Source organism: Arthrobacter sp. 01T428, assembly GCF_056398685.1.
The window spans coordinates 1-16,487 of the sequence record NZ_JBFTPW010000004.1 but is presented as its reverse complement, the minus strand read 5'-3'; the positions used below and the strand labels follow the sequence as shown (position 1 = coordinate 16,487).

14 protein-coding genes are annotated in these 16,487 nt (G+C 65.0%); 7 read left to right on the top strand and 7 right to left on the bottom strand.

From position 1 onward, the window contains the following. The first annotated feature begins 18 nt into the window (after nucleotides 1–18). Nucleotides 19–2,094: a DUF6807 family protein gene (locus tag AC1DJB_RS06785; RefSeq protein ID WP_441432901.1), complete on the top strand. Its 2,076-nt coding sequence runs from the start codon at nucleotides 19–21 to the stop codon at nucleotides 2,092–2,094. Nucleotides 2,095–2,156: 62 nt separating this feature from the next. Here AC1DJB_RS06785 and AC1DJB_RS06780 read toward each other — a convergent pair whose 3' ends face one another. Genes AC1DJB_RS06780 through AC1DJB_RS06770 form a run of 3 tightly spaced genes read right to left on the bottom strand, consistent with a single transcriptional unit; the run spans nucleotide 2,157 to nucleotide 5,361 of the window. Continuing rightward, nucleotides 2,157–3,014, bottom strand: a complete 858-nt coding sequence (locus AC1DJB_RS06780; protein ID WP_307052828.1) for a sugar phosphate isomerase/epimerase family protein — start codon at nucleotides 3,012–3,014, stop codon at nucleotides 2,157–2,159. Continuing rightward, nucleotides 3,011–4,225 carry a dihydrodipicolinate synthase family protein gene (locus AC1DJB_RS06775; RefSeq protein ID WP_441437574.1) on the bottom strand — a complete coding sequence of 405 codons (1,215 nt, stop codon included), beginning with the start codon at nucleotides 4,223–4,225 and terminating at the stop codon, nucleotides 3,011–3,013. The genes AC1DJB_RS06780 and AC1DJB_RS06775 overlap by 4 nt, the downstream gene beginning before the upstream one ends. Continuing rightward, nucleotides 4,225–5,361 carry a Gfo/Idh/MocA family protein gene (locus AC1DJB_RS06770; protein WP_284988692.1) on the bottom strand — a complete coding sequence of 379 codons (1,137 nt, stop codon included), beginning with the start codon at nucleotides 5,359–5,361 and terminating at the stop codon, nucleotides 4,225–4,227. Before AC1DJB_RS06770 ends, AC1DJB_RS06775 begins: the two co-directional genes overlap by 1 nt. 214 nt (nucleotides 5,362–5,575) lie before the next feature. Here AC1DJB_RS06770 and AC1DJB_RS06765 point away from each other — a divergent pair, with 214 nt between their 5' ends. From AC1DJB_RS06765 to AC1DJB_RS06750, 4 genes are all read left to right on the top strand, one after another. After that, entirely contained in the window at nucleotides 5,576–6,634 is a 1,059-nt protein-coding gene (locus AC1DJB_RS06765) for a LacI family DNA-binding transcriptional regulator (RefSeq protein ID WP_441432903.1), read from the top strand. A gap of 263 nt (nucleotides 6,635–6,897) precedes the next feature. Next, the gene (locus AC1DJB_RS06760) at nucleotides 6,898–8,292 is read left to right on the top strand and encodes an MFS transporter (protein ID WP_441432904.1); all 1,395 of its coding nucleotides are present in this window, start codon (nucleotides 6,898–6,900) and stop codon (nucleotides 8,290–8,292) included. A gap of 65 nt (nucleotides 8,293–8,357) precedes the next feature. Beyond that, on the top strand, nucleotides 8,358–8,690 hold the full coding sequence (locus AC1DJB_RS06755) for an L-rhamnose mutarotase (RefSeq protein WP_059388558.1): 333 nt from the start codon (nucleotides 8,358–8,360) through the stop codon (nucleotides 8,688–8,690). 325 nt (nucleotides 8,691–9,015) lie between these two features. Continuing rightward, nucleotides 9,016–11,358, top strand: coding sequence for a hypothetical protein (locus tag AC1DJB_RS06750; protein ID WP_441432905.1), 2,343 nt, complete (start codon nucleotides 9,016–9,018; stop codon nucleotides 11,356–11,358). A 43-nt stretch (nucleotides 11,359–11,401) separates the two neighbouring features. Here AC1DJB_RS06750 and AC1DJB_RS06745 read toward each other — a convergent pair whose 3' ends face one another. Beyond that, complete coding sequence (locus tag AC1DJB_RS06745) at nucleotides 11,402–12,664, bottom strand: acyl-CoA dehydrogenase family protein (protein ID WP_441437573.1); 1,263 nt, start codon at nucleotides 12,662–12,664, stop codon at nucleotides 11,402–11,404. After that, entirely contained in the window at nucleotides 12,661–13,452 is a 792-nt protein-coding gene (locus AC1DJB_RS06740; RefSeq protein WP_441437572.1) for an SDR family NAD(P)-dependent oxidoreductase, read from the bottom strand. The genes AC1DJB_RS06745 and AC1DJB_RS06740 overlap by 4 nt, the downstream gene beginning before the upstream one ends. Nucleotides 13,453–13,562: 110 nt before the next feature. Here AC1DJB_RS06740 and AC1DJB_RS06735 point away from each other — a divergent pair, with 110 nt between their 5' ends. Together AC1DJB_RS06735 and AC1DJB_RS06730 are read left to right on the top strand one after the other, a co-directional pair. Then, the gene (locus AC1DJB_RS06735; RefSeq protein ID WP_441437571.1) at nucleotides 13,563–14,735 is read left to right on the top strand and encodes a glycoside hydrolase family 76 protein; all 1,173 of its coding nucleotides are present in this window, start codon (nucleotides 13,563–13,565) and stop codon (nucleotides 14,733–14,735) included. A 29-nt stretch (nucleotides 14,736–14,764) separates the two neighbouring features. Beyond that, nucleotides 14,765–15,274, top strand: a complete 510-nt coding sequence (locus tag AC1DJB_RS06730) for a hypothetical protein (protein ID WP_441437570.1) — start codon at nucleotides 14,765–14,767, stop codon at nucleotides 15,272–15,274. 3 nt (nucleotides 15,275–15,277) lie between these two features. Here the strand turns inward: AC1DJB_RS06730 and AC1DJB_RS06725 are convergent, their stop codons facing one another. Together AC1DJB_RS06725 and AC1DJB_RS06720 are read right to left on the bottom strand one after the other, a co-directional pair. Continuing rightward, nucleotides 15,278–15,880 carry a YdeI/OmpD-associated family protein gene (locus tag AC1DJB_RS06725; protein WP_306963287.1) on the bottom strand — a complete coding sequence of 201 codons (603 nt, stop codon included), beginning with the start codon at nucleotides 15,878–15,880 and terminating at the stop codon, nucleotides 15,278–15,280. A gap of 162 nt (nucleotides 15,881–16,042) precedes the next feature. Beyond that, nucleotides 16,043–16,487, bottom strand: a 445-nt coding sequence (locus AC1DJB_RS06720) for an integrase core domain-containing protein (protein ID WP_476910066.1), incomplete at its 5' end; no start/stop codon positions are given.

The following is a 16,487-nucleotide window of genomic DNA, read 5'->3' as shown; positions in this document are numbered from 1 at the left end:
GGACAGATGAGGAGAGCCATGGGCACCCTGTCCACGCCCGTCCCGGCAGAACGCAAACCGGCAGAACACAAACAGTCCGGCCATGAGCCCAGCAGGGTGGCCCTTATTGGGGTCCACGGCTTCGGCGCGCACCACCTGCAGAACCTCGAAAGGCTCCAGGCAAACGGCGTGGTGCGACTTGTTGCCGTGGCGGATCCGAATCCGCCCGCCCCCGGCGCCCTCCCGCCCGGAACCGCGGTATTCAGCAACTTGGACGAGCTCTTGGCGGGAACCCCCGCGTTGGACCTCGTCATTGTGGCCACCCCCATCCAGACGCACGCGCAACTCGCCCTCACGACGCTCCCCCACGCCGATCTGTACCTTGAGAAGCCTCCAGTCGCTTCCCTCGCCGACTTCAATCGCCTGCAGGAAGCCGCCACCGCAGCTGGCAGAATCGTCCAGGTCGGCTTCCAAAGCCTCGGATCCCGGGCCCTCCAGGCCATTGATGAACTCCTTGCGGCGGGAGAGATCGGCACGCTCCTGGGCATCTCGGCCACCGGGCGTTGGGTGCGTGACCGCGCCTATTACAAACGCTCACGATGGGCGGGTAAGCGCAGCCTTGACGGCGTCGACGTCGTCGATGGGGTGGCGACCAACCCCCTGGCCCACGCCATCGCCACAGCGCTGAGGATCGCCGGGGCGAAAACCGTGGACGATCTTGCGTCCGTGGATACGGACCTGTACCGCGCCAACGACATCGAAGCCGACGACACCTCCGTCATCCGGATCCGCACCGCAGCGGGCGTGCCCATCACGTGCGCGCTCACCCTCTGCGCCGCCGAGTCCGTGGAACCGTACATCACCCTGCAGGGCAGCGAAGGCACTGCAGTGTTCCATTACACCGAAGACCGCCTCACTGTCAGCTCTGCCGCCGGGAAGCGCGAAACCGTATACGGCCGGGTGGACCTCACCGAAGACCTGCTGGAGCATCGTCGCTCGACGCCGGGGCCCGCAACCGCGGCGCCGCTGATCAGTCCGCTCGCGGACAGCGGCGCCTTCATGCAGGTCCTCGAAGCCATCCGCACCGCGGAATCTCCGGCGCTGATACCGGAGCAGTACGTCACCTGGGAGGGCGAGGGCGACGCCGCCCGTCCCGTGGTCGACGGAATCGAAGACGCCCTGGAACGCGCGACGGCGGCGCACGCCACCTTCAGCGAACTCGGCTTGCCTTGGGCGCGGCCAGCCGTCGACGCCGGAAGGCCGGTTTTGAGCCTGCCCGACGGCGGCGAGCTTGGCGGCGCTGCCCTGTTGGCGACCGTGCAGAGCGGTACAGGCCTTGCCACGCGGCTCTCCCCGCGGCCCTATCTGCACCCGGTCCGTACACTGGCCGGAGTCCCCGTAACCGATCACCTGCCGGCAGACCACCCCTGGCACCTTGGCGCGGGATTCACCTTGCAGGATGTGAACGGGACCAATTTCTGGGGCGGCAAAACGTACATCCGCGCGTCGGGCCCTTACGAAGAACGGCAAGACCATGGGCGCATCATCGAGCGCTCCACAGTGTCCGGGCCCGGCTTGCTGGAGCAGGAATTGAGTTGGCAGGCATCGGACGGCGCCGAACTTCTCCGCGAACGCCGCACCACCGGCTCCCGGCAGCTCGACCGCCGCACCTGGCAACTGGAGCTAAGAACAGAACTGACCGCCGTCGTCGACTCCTCGCTGGGCAGCCCCGGCTCAAACGGCGCCCCCGGAAGCGGCTACGGCGGCTTTTTCTGGCGCTTGCCTGCGTGCGCCGAAGCTGAGGTCTTCACTGCCGAAGGTCGCGGCGAACCCGAAGTCCACGGCTCGGCGTCACCGTGGCTGGCTTGGGCAGCCGACTTCCCTGGAGGCCCCGCCACCCTGGTGTTCGCTGCCCCGGCTGAGGCGCCGGATCCTTGGTTCGTCCGGATGGCGGATTACCCCGCAGTGGGTTCGGCCCTCGCGTGGGACCGGCCAGTGGTGCTTGCCGCAGGCGACTCCTTGGTCCGCACGTTCACGGTGTGGATCGTCGACGCCAAGCTGTCTCCGGCCGAGGTTGCCGAGCTGATGGCCAACAGGGTCTCCGCCGGAGGCTAGGCACGCAGAAGGGCGGGGCACGCAACGTGCCCCGCCCTTTCAGACCCGCCCGCGCCGCGCCGTTAGGCGTACGGAAGCACGAGTTCCGCGTAGCGCTGCTTCATGGTTTCCAGGACTGAATCGCCGTCTGCGTCCCAGATGTCTTGGTTGAAGATTTCGACCTCGATGTCGCCCGTGTATCCGGCGTCGCGCACCCAGCTGCCGATCGTCGCGAAGTCGATCACGCCGTCGCCCATCATGCCGCGGGACAGCAGGGCGTCGGCGGCGATGGGGAGGTTGAAATCGCACACCTGGTAGGAGGCGATCCGGTTTTCCCGGCCGGCCCGCTGGATCTGCTGCTTCAGTTCCGGGTCCCACCACACGTGGAAGGTGTCGACGGCGACGCCCACCGCCTTCGCGTCGTAAGGCGAGGCGAGGTCGAGCGCTTGGCCCAGCGTCGAGATGAGGGCCCGGTCCGCTGCGTACATCGGGTGCAGGGGTTCGAGCACCAGCCGGACCCCGTGTTCGACGGCGAAGGGCACCAGGTCCTCGAGGCGGTCGGCCACGCGCTGGCGGGCCGCGACGACGTCCTTCTCTCCCGGGGCGAGTCCGCCGACCACCAGGAACAGCTCCTGCGTATCCAGGGCCACGGCTTCGAGGATGGCTGCCCGGTTGTCCGCCACAGCGGCGGCCTGCCCTTCGGCGTCGGCGGCTGTGAGGAAGCCTCCCCGGCAGAGGGAGGAAACGCGAAGTCCGGCGTCCTTGATCAGCTTGGCCGCTTTGTCCAGGCCGGTGTCGGCGACGATGTCCCGCCACGGGCCGATCGCCGGGATCCCGGCACGGACGCAACCGTCCACCGCCTCGGCGAGGGTCCATTTCTTGGTGGTGGCGCTGTTGAGTGACAATCTGGAAAAGTCGGACGGCCGCGAAAAGTCGTTCATGCGCTCACCCCGTTGATGCGGAGGTAATCGGACATGCGGAAGGCGGCCAACGCGGGATCGCTCAGGAGCCCGGCCTGGTCGGCGAGTTCGAAGGTGCGTGCCAGGTGGACCACGGAGCGCCCGGAATGCAGCCCGCCGACCATTTGGAATCCGGGCTGTTTGCCGTTGAGCCAGGACATGAAGGCGATCCCGGTCTTGTAGTAGAACGTGGGGGCGCTGAAGATGTGCTTGCCCAGTTCGCGGGTGGAGTCCAGGATGGCGCGCGCGTCCGCGGCGTCGCCGGCGTCGTACTTCTGCAAGGCGACCGAGGCGGCAGGGTAGATCGCGGCGAAGATGCCCAACAGCGCGTCCGAGTGGTGGGCGCCGTCGCCGTCGATCAGTTCCGGGTAGTTGAAATCGTCGCCGGTGTAGAGGCGGACGCCCTCCGGAAGGGCTGCACGCAGGGCAACTTCATGCGAAGCGTCGAGCAGCGAGACCTTCACTCCGTCCACCTTGTCCGCGTGGTCCCGGATCAGGCCAAGGAAGGTTTCCGTTGATTCGGCGACGTCGTCCGATCCCCAGTAGCCGGCCAGTGCGGGGTCGAACATGGTCCCGAGCCAGTGCAGGATGACGGGCTGGTCCACCTCACTGAGGAGCGTGGAGTAGACCTGCAGATAGTCCTCAGGGCTTGCTGCCACCTTGGCCAGCGCCCGCGACGCCATGATGATGACCTTCGGTCCCGCTTCGCTCACGACGGCGATCTGCTCGCGGTAGGCGTCCAGCACGGTCTTGATTCCGGCGGGCCCCTCGGGGACAGAGTCCAGGTCCAGCTGGTCAGTTCCGGCACCGCAAGAGACGAGGTCCCTGACGGTCTTCCCGGCGGTAGCGGTGTTGCCGGATGCCACCACGGATGTCGCTTCGACCCCGGTTCGCTTGATGAGCTGCTGCGTGGCGGCCCAGTCCAGGCCCATGCCTCGCTGGGCGGTGTCCATGGCGTCGGCAACACCCAGGCCGTAGGACCACAGCTCGTGCCGGTACGCCATGGTGGCGTCCCAGTCCAAGCGCGCGGGGGCACCCGGGGTGTTGTCGGCCGTTGCTTCGGGGATCACGTGCGCCGCGGCGTAGGCACGCCGTGAGGTCAAGGGCGACGTCGGCCTGGCCCACGACGTTGCCGGCCGCACCTTGTAGAGGCGGGTCCCGCCGTCGTGGTTTGGAAGAAGGAGGGAAGTCATCAGAGCACGATCTCCGGGATGTCGATGGTGCGGCGCTCGGCCGAGGACTGCAGGCCGAGTTCTGCGAGCTGCACGCCGCGGGCGGCGGAAAGCAGGCCGAAGCGGTGCTCCCGGCCGGCGACGACGTCGCGCAGGAATTCTTCCCATTGCAGCTTGAAGCCGTTGTCCAGATCGGCGTTCGCGGGAACTTCCTGCCACTGGCTGCGGAAGGACTCCGTAACGGGCAGGTCCGGGTTCCAGACGGGCTTGGGGGTGTGGGCGCGCTGCTGCGCGACGCACTTGTTCAAGCCCGCGACGGCGGACCCGTGCGTGCCGTCGATCTGGAACTCCACGAGTTCGTCGCGGTAGACGCGGACCGCCCAGGAGGAGTTGATCTGTCCGACGACGTCGTCCCCGCCCGGGGTCTCGAGCTCAAAGATGCCGTAGGAGGCGTCGTCGGCCGTGGCCTTGTATTCCTTGCCGGATTCGTCCCATCGGGTCGGGATGTGGGTGGCGGTCTTGGCGTTGACGCTCTTGACCTTGCCGATGATGCCTTCAAGGACGTAGTTCCAGTGGCAGAACATGTCCGTTGTCATTCCGCCGCCGTCTTCCTTGCGGTAGTTCCAGGAAGGGCGCTGCGCCGCCTGGACGTCGCCTTCGAAGACCCAGTAGCCGAATTCGCCGCGGATCGAGAGGATCCGGCCGAAGAAGCCTTCGTCCACCAGGCGGCGCAGCTTGACCAGCCCCGGCAGGTACAGCTTGTCGTGCACCACGCCGGCCGTGACCCCGGATTCCTTGCCGATGCGGGCCAGCTCGATGGCCTCCTCCAGCGTCTCCGCCGTCGGCTTCTCGGTGAAAATGTGCTTTCCGGCGCGCATGGCCTTCTTCAGCGTCGCCGCGCGGAGGCTCGTCATCGACGCATCGAAAACGACGTCGACCGTGGGGTCGTTGATAACTGCGTCGAGGTCGGTGGACCACTCGGACACCTTGTGGAGTTCGGCGAGTTCGCGGATCTTCGCTTCGTTGCGGCCAACCAGGATCGGTTCGACCTGGACGCGGGTGCCGTCTGCCAAGGTGAAGCCCCCGGCGTCGCGGATGGGAAGGATGGAACGCAGCAGGTGCTGGCGGTAGCCCATCCGGCCAGTGATGCCGTTCATGGCGATCCTTATGGACTTTGTTGCTGTAACAGAATTGGTGCCCATGAGTCCTTCTTCAGATGGAAAGTAATGAGGTGGGAAAGCGCATTCCCAATGCATTCATGATGACACGCCGCCCCGGGTCTGGCAACCGCTTTCCCACTGCTAGTTGGGCCTGCAATAATCGGATGTTGCTGAAAGTGCCCGAGACTGAGGCTTTGAAGAGGAGTTGTCCGTGACTGCAAGCACGCTGTCCGAAGTGGCCAAACTGGCCGGCGTCTCCCCCGCCACAGCCTCCCGGGTACTCAATGGGTCCGCCAGGACGCCCGCGCCGGACATCGCCGAGCGCGTCCGCCAGGCGGCCGACACCCTCGGCTACATCGCGAACGCCCAGGCCCAGGCCCTGGCGAAATCCAGCACAGGCCTCATCGGCCTGATCGTGCACGATATCGCGGACCCCTATTTTTCCGCCATAGCGCAAGGCGTACAGGCCGCGGCACGGCAAGAGCGCCGCATGGTGCTGCTCGCCACCACCAATGGCACCCCCGCTGAGGAGAAGGAAGCCGTCGCCGCCTTCGCTGCACGGCGGGCCGAGTCGATCGTCATCGCAGGATCGCGTTCAACACGTTCCGAAGACGCCCGCGCGAACACCGAGCTAGCCGCCGAACTGGACCGCTACTGCCGCAACGGCGGGCGAGTGGGCGTCGTCGGGCAAGCGATCCTGGGCGTCGCCGAAACGGACAACTACCGCACCATCGCCGTCCCGAACGAACAACTTGCGCAGGATCTGGCGCGGGAGTTGGCGCGCACCCACAAAGGGCCGTTCGTCATCGTGGCAGGTCCAGAAGGGCTAACAACTTCGGATGAGCGCGTTATGGGATTCCAACGCGGCTTGTCCGACGCCGGCCAACCCGCCGCGGATGTTGTGCACGTCGCGTTCAACCGGAACGGCGGTTTCGACGCCGGCATTGAGCTTGCCTGGCGGATCAAGACCTCCGGCCAGTCGGCGCCGGAGCAGCGTTTGTGCATTTTCGCGAGCAACGATGTCATGGCCATCGGCGTGGCTGCCGCGTTGAGGGACCAGGGGCTCAGGATCCCCCACGACGCCAGCCTCGCAGGATTCGACGACATCCAATGGCTCCGGGACTTCCGGCCGGCGCTCTCCACCGTAAGCCTGCCACTCGAAGAAATCGGACGGCTTGCAACCATTGCGGCCCTTTCCGACGACGACGGCGGCGGTCCAGCCGCCGTCGCGGGCAGCGTCACCCTCCGCAAGAGCACGGGTTCGCCGTAGTTCCCCTGGCTCGCGGCCGCTCCATCGATGACGCGATCGCGCCGGGCCGAGCGTCTCTCGCCAGTGTGACCGACGCAACACCTTAACCTTGACAGCACGGCCGCGCGGGTGTCTCATGGAAAGCGCTTACCAGATGGGAAAGCGCATACCAAGCGGAAGTTCAGTCCGATTCTTGCAATGGCGCCGCACTCCTGCTGGAAACCACACCCAAAGACGGGAAGGCCCTTCCAGTGGCCCCAACGACTTGTCCAAAGGAGGACAATATGAAGATCGACGCGAGCAGGCAGCGAAGTTCAATCGAACCGCGACAGTCCAGCACCACGAGGAAAGCGGCAGCCAGCGGCTGGATCGGCAGCGCCCTTGAGTACTACGACTGGTTCATCTATGCACAGGCCGCCGCTCTGGTGTTTCCCGGCGTCTTCTTTCCTGCCGGAAACCCGACCGTGGCGCTGATCGCTTCCCTTGGCACATACGCCGTGGGCTACGTGGCCCGCCCCATCGGCGCATTCGTCCTGGGACAGTGGGGCGACAAGCATGGCCGTAAGAATGTCCTGGTCCTGGCGATGCTCATGATGGGCGCTTCGACCTTCGCCGTCGCATTATTGCCCACCTACGGCCAGGTCGGCGTCCTGGCACCCGTCCTGCTGGTTGCCGTTCGGCTCATCCAGGGCTTTGCAGTTGCAGGCGAACTGAGCGGTGCCAGCGCCATGATCGTGGAGCACGCACCCTTCGGCCGCCGGGGCTTCTACGCAAGCTTCGCGCTCCAGGGTACCCAGGCCGGTCAGATTATCGCGGCCGCGGTCTTCCTCCCGCTCTCTGCCATGCTCTCCAGTGAATCGTTCAAATCCTGGGGTTGGCGCATTCCGTTCCTCCTCAGCGCCCTTGTGGTGTTCGCCGGGTACATGATCCGCCGCCGGGTCGAAGAAACCCCCATCTTCACCGAAGAAAAGGCGCATCAAGAGATCCCGAAGATGCCGATCGTCCGCGTGCTGCGCGAAAGCGGTCTCGACGTGGTTCGCGCAATCTGCATGACCCTGGTCAACGTCGTCGGCGTCACCGTGGCAGTCTTCGGTGCCGCGTACGCCACCCAGCCGGGCTACGGCGTCGGTATGAGCACCACCGTCTACCTCTGGATCCCGGTCCTGGCCAACGTCGTCGCCCTGGCCCTCATCCCCTTGTTCGGAGATCTGTCGGACCGGTTCGGCCGCAGGCCGTTGATGATCTTCGGCTCATTGAGCTCCGGCGTGCTGGCCTACGCCTATCTGTACGCGGTCAGCCAGAACAACGTACTGCTCACGATCATCCTCTCGATCCTCATGTGGGGCACGCTCTACCAAGTCTGGAATGCAACGTTCGCCAGCTACTTCCAGGAACTCTTCCCCGCGCGCACCCGAGTCACGGGATTCGCCATCTCGCAGAACATCGGCCTTGTCATCACCGCGTTCCTTCCGAGTATCTTCGCGGCAATCGCCCCGCCAGGGTCCGCGAACGTACCGCTCATCATCGGGTCCATCTGCTTCGGAATCTGCATCATCGGAGCCGTGGCCGCCTGGTCGGCCCGGGAAACATACCGCATCCCCCTCAATCAGCTGGGCACCCCGGACGCGACGCCGGTTCCGCGCGAGGAATACCGCCAGTTCCGGGCCGGCACCCGGTAAGCTGCGCGATTTTGCGGCTCTTCGCCGCCCATGAATGAAACGATTCACAGAAGGTAGGAACCTCGATGCGCGTCTGCTTCCGCTCCTCGGTCAAACCCAGCCATATTCCGGAGTACCGGCGCCGCCACGCGGCCGTCTGGCCGGAGATGCTGCGTGAACTCAAGGCAGCCGGATGGAACAACTATTCGCTGTTCCTGGCTGACGACGGGCTGCTGGTGGGGTACGTGGAATGCGACGATTTCGATGCGGCCCGGACCCGCATGGCCCTGACTGACGTGAATGCCCGCTGGCAGGCGGAAATGGCGCTCCTGTTCGAAAACGACGCACAGGCACCCGACCAAGGATTCGTCCAGCTCACGGAAATCTTCAATCTCGAGGACCAGCTGTTCCGGGGTTGAGGCCTTGGGTTCCGAAAACCGGGGCTTGTTTCCCATCGCCGCGCTTCAAGCTCCGGCCTGGGAAACAAGCCCCGGAAGTGCTCTGCCCCTTGGAATTCCGGACAGCGGCCCAGTGTGGTACTTTCCGCAAGAACGAATTGGGGCTTGCCTAAGACTTCCGGGCATGTTTATTGGGGGCGTTGTGGTTTCTTTGAGTGCACGGATAAAGCGTGGAACTGCCAGTGTGGCAGCGACCGTGGGGATCCTACTGCTTTGGTCTGGCTTGGCGGCGCCCGCAGCAGAGGCGGATACAGCCTCGGCTCCGGCACCGACACCCTTAGCGCTCATGGGTACCACCTCGAAACCCACCGCCGAGGGCGCATTTATCCCGTTGGCTCCGGCGCGGTTCCTGGATACCCGAAACAGTGCTCCCGTGGGCCCTGATGGAACGGTGTCCTTCCAAGTTGGCGGGGTGAACGGGATTCCGGCCAATGCGGCGGCTGTTACTTTCAATCTCACAGTTACCGATCCCACGTCCTTCGGGTTTATTACCGCATATGCTTCCGGGACCAACCGACCTGACGCATCCAACGTGAACTTCGCCGGCGGCCAGACCGTTCCGAACTCCGTCACGGTCCCGGTAGGGGCCGACGGAAAGGTCACCCTGTTCAACCGCTCGTCGGGAACCACCCAATTGATCGCTGATGTCTCGGGCTACTACCTCCCTGGAGCGCCGACTGTGCCGGGCGCCTTCGTGCCTGTCGCACCCGTCAGGCTCTTGGAAACCCGGACCAGCGCTCCCGCGAGTCCGGACGGAACAGTGTCCTTCCAGGTCGGTGGGTTGGGTAGGATTCCGGCGACGGTCTCGGCAGTCACGTTCAATCTCACTGTTGTGAACCCGACGTCGTACGGGTTCATCACCGCCTACGCTTCCGGCACACCTCGCCCGAACTCCTCCAACGTCAACTTCGCAAAAGACCAGACAGTTCCGAACTCGGTCACCGTCCCCGTCGGCTCCGACGGAAAGGTCACCCTTTTCAACCGCTCGTCCGGCAGCACCCAACTGCTCGCCGACGTATCCGGCTACTACGTTGCCGGGACGCCGACTGTAGCAGGTGCATTTGTTCCCGTAGCGCCCACACGCTTCCTGGATACCCGCAACAGGGGTCCTGTGGGGGCTGACGGGGTGGTGTCTTTCCAGGCAGGTGGGGCGAACGGAGTTCCAGCCAACGTTGCGGCAGTTACTTTCAACCTCACTGTCACGGGCCCGACGTCGGTCGGGTTCATTACGGCGTACGCCTCAGGGACGGATCGGCCGGGTTCATCGAACGTGAACTTTTCGCCTGGGCAGACTGTTCCGAATTCCGTCACGGTCCCGGTCGGGGCCGACGGCAAGGTTACGCTCTACAACCGCGCGTGGGGCACCACCCAGCTAATTGCGGACGTCTCCGGCTACTACTACCTTCCCGGGGCATCTACGAGCTCCGTGGGCATCTGGGGCGACAATCGCTACGGGCAGCTTGGCAATGGCACCTATACGGACAGTCTTTCGGCGATCGGTGTTTCGGGATTGACCGATGTGGTCATGACTGCTCAAGGTCGCGCCAATAGGTATGCGTTGCGCGCTGACGGCACGGTTTGGGCTTGGGGTATCAACTACTGGGGTCAACTGGGCGACGGCACCACCGAGTACCGGAACACCCCGGTTCAAGTCGCGGGCCTGACAGGGGTGACCTCCATCGTCGCCAATACGGACAACGCCTATGCATTGTTGGCCGATGGGACGGTCCGGGCATGGGGAAACAACTACGACGGCCAGTTGGGAAACGGCACCCGCGGGTATAGTCCCACCACGGGCTACAACAGCGCCTTGTCCTTTAGCAGCACCCCGGTCCAGGTTGTTGGCCTGACGGGAGTTGCTTCCCTCAGCGCTACATTTAGTGCGACTTATGCGTTGTTGACCGACGGAACGGTCCGGGCTTGGGGCGAAAACAGTGACGGTGCGCTCGGGGATGGCACCACGATCAACAGGGACGCTCCGGTCAAAGTGTCCGGCCTCGCGCGCGTCGAATCACTTTCCACTTGCTGGGGGAACGTATATGCCCTTCTGACCGACGGAACGGTCCGTGCCTGGGGAAACAACCTGAGCAGCGAGCTTGGTTCCGGCAGTTCGGCACCGCAAAGCGCCATCCCCGTTCAGGTCGCCGGCCTTTCCGGCGTTGCCTCCCTCGCGGTTGACGGGGGACATGCCTATGCGCTCCTTACCGATGGCACGGTTCGCGCTTGGGGACTTCACGCCGGAGAACTGGGCGGCGGCCCGATCGGCCAAAACAGCAGCATCCCGGTTAGGGTCCCTGGTCTCACCGCGGTCGCTTCGATCTCGGTCAGCTACGGCACGAGCTATGCAGTGTTGGCTGACGGGACGGTCCGCGCCTGGGGCTACAACCCGAACGGGCAGGTTGGAAACGGGACCACCACCCATACCGCATCCCCCGCCCGAGTCACCGGCCTGAGCAGGGTCGCCTCGATCTCGTCGAACGGATTCAGCACGTACGCCCTTCTCACCGACGGGACCGTCCGGGCATGGGGCTACAACGGAGAAGGCCAGCTCTCCAATGGCACCAAGGTGAGCAGCAGCACTCCCGTGCAGGTCCAAGGGCTCACCAACGTGAGGCGACTCGCGATGTAGGCAGCCGGTTCCGCAAACCGGCGCGATACTCCGCCAAAAGCCCTCAAACGATCGCGGAAACCCCTGTCACGGCCCGGCCCACGATGAGCGAGTTGATCTCGAACGATCCTTCATAGGTGTAGATCGCCTCAGCATCGGCAAAGATCTTTGCCATCCGGTAGTCCGTCACGATGCCGTTCCCGCCCAGGATGGATCGGCCCATCGCCACGGTTTCGCGCATACGGGCGCTGCAGTACGCCTTGGCCAGCGCCACCTGGGCCATTTGGGCTCCGCCGTGCCGCACTCCCTTGCTGTCCGTGTAGATACCCTCCTGCAGCTGGGCGATCCGCACCATCATCCCCATGCTGGCCACGGCATTTCCGAGCATGTCTACCAATTGCTGCTGGATGAGTTGGAACTTCGCCAGCGGGCGGCCGAACTGCTGGCGGTCAAGCGCATACTGGCGGGCGACGTCGAACGCCGCCAACTGCTGTCCCACGGCCTGCCAGGCCACCATGAGCCGTGATCCGCGCAGCAGGTGGTTGGTGTCCGCGAAACTGTTGATCCCGGAAAAACGATCCGTCTCGGCAACCCGGACGTCCTTGAGGACAATGTCAGCGTTTTGCACCGTACGCAGGGCGATCTTGTTCTCGATCTTGGTGCGGGTCACGCCAGGCAGCGTGCCGTCCACGATGAAGCCGCGAATAGCTCCGTCGGCCTCGTCCCGGGCCCAGACCAGCATGTGGTCGCAGAACGTCCCGTTGCCGATCCAGCGCTTGGCGCCGTTCAGCACCCAGTAGTCGCCGCCGTCGTCGGCTCCCCCGGGGACCCGGCGGGCCACAGTCTGCAGGCCGCCGGCCACGTCGGATCCGTGATCCGGTTCCGTGAGCGCAAACGCACCAGTGGTCCGCAGATTGGAGGCGTCGTCGAGGTAGCGGTCCTGTTGATCCTTGGAGCCGAACTCGTACAGCGCCTCGATGAAAAGGTCGTGGTGGACCATGAAGAACGTGGCAATGGAGGTGTCCACGCGGGTCATTTCCGCGATCACGAGCCCTGCGAACAGGCTGCTGTAGCCGCGGTGCGTGGGGGTGCTCAGGCGAAGGGCCGCGAGCTTGGGCAGGATGTGCGCCGGGAACTCAGCTTTGTCCCACCAATCCTTGGCATACGGCGCGATTTCCGTGGCCAGGAATTGCCGGAGCTCGTTGAGCTTGCGCTGTTCCTGGACGCTGAGGAGGGACTCGAAATCGAAAAAGTCTGCCGAAGGCAAGGAAGGCAGCGAACCAGCCGGGTGTCCGACGGCGGCCGCCAGCTTGTGCGTCTGGCTCACTTCGGTGCCATCCGGATTGCGCCGTCGAGGCGGATGGTTTCGCCGTTGAGCATAGCATTCTCCACGATGTGCGCCACGAGGTTGGCGTACTCGGCGGGGCGGCCAAGACGCGCCGGGTGCGGCACCTGCTGGCCCAGGGAGAGCTGTGCGTCCTGGGGCAAGCCGGCCAGCATCGGGGTTTCGAAGATGCCTGGCGCAATGGCCATGACGCGCACCAGCGAGCGCGCAAATTCACGGGCCAGGGGCAATGTCATCGCGGCCACGGCCCCCTTGGACGCGGCATACGCAGGCTGTCCGATCTGGCCGTCGAAAGCCGCCACGGAGGCTGTGTTGATGATGACTCCGCGTTCCTCGCCACCAAGTTCGGTGGACGCAGGTTCGTTCCGGGCCATCGCGGCGGCAGCGAGGCGGATCACGTTGAAGGTCCCCACGAGGTTGATCTGGATGACCCTGGTGAAGTTCTCGAGCGGCAGCACACCGTCTTTGCCCAGTACTTTGCCCGGGGTTGCTACGCCAGCACAGTTGACCAGGATCCGGAGCGGGCCCAGCGCGACGGCAGCATCGACGGCGGCCTGCACCTGCTCTTCGTTCGTGACGTCGGCGGGGACGAACACGGCCCTGCCGTCGGCTCCCGCGGCATTGAGTTCGGCGGCGAGGGACTCGCCGGGAGATGAGTGGAGGTCAAGCAGCACTACCGACGCTCCGGCGTCGAGCAATCGCCTTGCGGTTGCGGCCCCCAAACCCGAAGCCCCGCCGGTTATCAACGCAACTGCGCCCTTGATGTCCATCCATCCTCCTCGATGCAGAACCAAAATCCGTTAATGAATGTTAACTGAATCACTTTGATTGTGCACTGGTGAGGGGCCTGCGGCCAAGCGCGCGGCGTTAGGCTGTCACCATGTCCGCCGCCGACACCCCGCAAGGCACCCCCGGAACACCGGATTGGGCCGCGCGGGCCGACCACGCCGCACGCTCGGTGACCCGGCATTTCGGACGGCGCCTCCTCTTCCTTCCAGGAACCCATCTTGCGGCGTCGGTCCGGCCCTCCAGCCATTCTCCGTTTCAGTCGTGGAACTACTGGTGGCAGGCGCACTACGTCGATTGCCTCGTGGACGCGGGGTTGCGCGAACTGGCCTCGGGATCAAGGTTCGACGGCGGTGATCGCCCTAGTGCCGGCGAGCTCGCTTCACGCGTGGTCGCCAGCATCCGGCTGCGCAACTTCCTGCGCTACGTCAACAGCTACTACGACGACATGGCGTGGCTGGCCCTCGCCGTGCTGCGCTTGGATTCCTTGGCCGCGCGGGCGCAGAAGCCTGGCCGACGACGCAACGCCCGGTTGCAGAAAAGCCTCTCTCCGCAGTTCGAATCGGCTTCCACCCAACACATGGGCGGCGGCACCTTCTGGAGCACCAAGCGCGATTTCAAGAACGCCCCGGCCACGGCGCCGGTGGCCTTGCATTTCGCCCGGACCGGTCATCCAGAGCGGGCCCAAGGGCTTCTGGACTGGCTCGACGTGACCCTCTTCGAACCCACCCTCGGTCTTTACCTCGACGGCGCCTGGGTCAAGGAAGGCAAGCTCGTCCTCGCTGAAGAGATCTACACCTACAACCAGGGCCCGGTGCTCGGCGCCTTGTTGGAGTTGGGTGGAGAAGCGAACCTGGCACACGCGGCCGCGTTGGTGGGCTCGGCGGCTGAGCATCTGACCGTTCGTGAGCCTGACACTCAGGGGAGGCTCGTTCTTCGCGGCGAGGGCACCGGAGACGGCGGGCTCTTCACCGGAATCCTCGTCAGATACTCGTCCCTCGCCGCCGGAGACCTGCGGTTGCCCGCGGCCACCCGGGCCACCGCCAGGGAGCTCGTGCTCGATACCGCGGAGGCTCTGTGGGCGGGACGGACGGTGCGCACCGACGATGCCAACGAAGCTTCCGGAAAGGACGACGGCGGTTGGCCCGTCTTCTCGACGGAACCGCAGCGTGCGGCGGCCGAGACGTACGCGCCGGGCACCGCCGTCGAACTCTCCACCCAGCTGCAGGCGTGGATGGTGTTGGAAGCCGCCGCGCGCGTCCAATAATTGTCAGTGCCGGGGCCTAGTCTGGAGCTGTGAACCCGATCCCGAGCCCGATACCCGTCACTGTGGTCGGTGCGCCGCCGGAATGGTGGCAGATCGTTGGCGCGCTCAGCCCGCTCGCTGTCCTTGTCGCGGCGATGGTCGCCGCGATCGTAGGCCTCCTGTCCCTGCGGCAGAAGGCGCGCGCGGATGACAGGTCCGAGTGGTGGCGCCGCGCCCAATGGGCCCTCGACGCGTCCCTGTCCCGCAGCCGCTCCGAAGCCGAAATGGGCCAGAAAGCCATCGAAATTCTGGGCCACAGCGAACTCGCGTCACGGGAGGAACTCTCGCTCCTCAAAGTCGGCACTGAGGACGCGCTCCTGGCAGCCGCCACGGCGTCCGAACCCCGCGCCGTCGTCCCCTCACAGCGTCCTGCCTCGGTGGGCGCCGAGGACCGCAAGGTGCAGATCGCCGCTGCCAAGGCCAGGGTCTTGCTAGATAAGCGGCTCGGTGAGGACACTCCAGGCTGGATCGTCGCCCTATCCCGGGAGAAGTCCGAGTAGGTCCTACTCTGCCACCGCGGGCTTTTTCTTCTGCGGATACGGGGTCTCCTGGCGCGCCAACATCTCGACAAAGCCAGCGATCTTCCTGGCCCGCGTCTCCGCCTTCTTCACCGAGTTGGTGCGGTAGATCAGGGAATAGCGGTTGACCGCGGTCAGCACATCGAACATCGCCTGGGCTTCGGGAACCGCGGCGATGGCGGCGGCGAGGTCCTCGGGGACTTCCGCGTCCGCTTGGCCCACATAGGCAGCTTCCCAACGACCGTCGGCCTTGGCGCTGTCGACGGCGGCCCATCCGGCCGGAGTCATCTTGCCTTCAGTTTCCAAACGGGCAATGTGCCCCACGTTCCGCTTGGACCATGGGCTTTTGGGGCCGCGGCGGGTCATGCGCTGGTAGACGCTTTCGTCGTCGCGCCTTCTGCCTTGGCCGTCGATCCAGCCGAAGCAAAGCGCTTCATCCAAGGCCGCGGCGTAATCGAGTTCCGTCACGTTGCCGCCCTTCTTGTGCAGCACGAGCCACACGCCCGGGCTATCGGCGCCGTTCTTTTCGAGCCAGGACCGCCACTCGGCAGCATCTTTGACGATCAGTTCTTCAAGTTCAACAGCCATGGCCCCATTCTGGTGCCAGCTAGGCTGTGGCGAAAGCCCACTGACTTCATGCCCAACCCTCGCTCACTTATATCGGCCTTTACCCCGACGCTCGCTCACGTATATCGGCGTTTCCGGAATGCGGTCGTCAAGTTTTTGAGACAGTTTCGTTGTTTGTTTTGGTTAGGCGGCCAGGGGTTCCTGGACGCTGGTGTGGTGGTTTGCGTGGGCGGTGGCTGGCGGGATGCCGCCGGCCCGTCGGTTGGGTCGGCGGCGGTTGTACCAGCCCTCGATGTAGTCCATCACGGCGGTCCGTGCGGTGAGCCTGGAACCGAAGCGGTGGTGGTGGTAGAACTCGGTCTTGAGGTGGGAGAAGAAGTTCTCGGCGACCGCGTTGTCCCAGCACACCCCCACCTTGCCCATGGACTGGGTGACCCCGTTCTGGGCGCACCATCGTTGGAATTCCTCCGAGGTGTACTGGACGGATTCAACCGGTCGTCGCAACACCTCGATTCTGGAGGTAGCGATGGGCAGGCCAGCAGGCTGGATGAAGGCGTTGACGGGCAGATCTGCGATGAAATCACCCGGGAAGCCGTCATTACGGCGGGACACCGAGCGGGCGTTCTGG

What these genes read in the sequence shown, in the direction of transcription:
- AC1DJB_RS06775 (WP_441437574.1), bottom strand. Translation starts at nt 4,225, where the DNA reads ATGACTTCCCTCCTTCTTCCAAACCACGACGGCGGGACCCGCCTCTAC.
- AC1DJB_RS06735 (WP_441437571.1), top strand. Translation starts at nt 13,563, where the DNA reads ATGTCCGCCGCCGACACCCCGCAAGGCACCCCCGGAACACCGGATTGG.
- AC1DJB_RS06750 (WP_441432905.1), top strand. Translation starts at nt 9,016, where the DNA reads ATGGGTACCACCTCGAAACCCACCGCCGAGGGCGCATTTATCCCGTTG.
- AC1DJB_RS06755 (WP_059388558.1), top strand. Translation starts at nt 8,358, where the DNA reads ATGCGCGTCTGCTTCCGCTCCTCGGTCAAACCCAGCCATATTCCGGAG.
- AC1DJB_RS06760 (WP_441432904.1), top strand. Translation starts at nt 6,898, where the DNA reads ATGAAGATCGACGCGAGCAGGCAGCGAAGTTCAATCGAACCGCGACAG.
- AC1DJB_RS06770 (WP_284988692.1), bottom strand. Translation starts at nt 5,361, where the DNA reads ATGAACGGCATCACTGGCCGGATGGGCTACCGCCAGCACCTGCTGCGT.
- AC1DJB_RS06725 (WP_306963287.1), bottom strand. Translation starts at nt 15,880, where the DNA reads ATGGCTGTTGAACTTGAAGAACTGATCGTCAAAGATGCTGCCGAGTGG.
- AC1DJB_RS06785 (WP_441432901.1), top strand. Translation starts at nt 19, where the DNA reads ATGGGCACCCTGTCCACGCCCGTCCCGGCAGAACGCAAACCGGCAGAA.
- AC1DJB_RS06780 (WP_307052828.1), bottom strand. Translation starts at nt 3,014, where the DNA reads ATGAACGACTTTTCGCGGCCGTCCGACTTTTCCAGATTGTCACTCAAC.
- AC1DJB_RS06740 (WP_441437572.1), bottom strand. Translation starts at nt 13,452, where the DNA reads ATGGACATCAAGGGCGCAGTTGCGTTGATAACCGGCGGGGCTTCGGGT.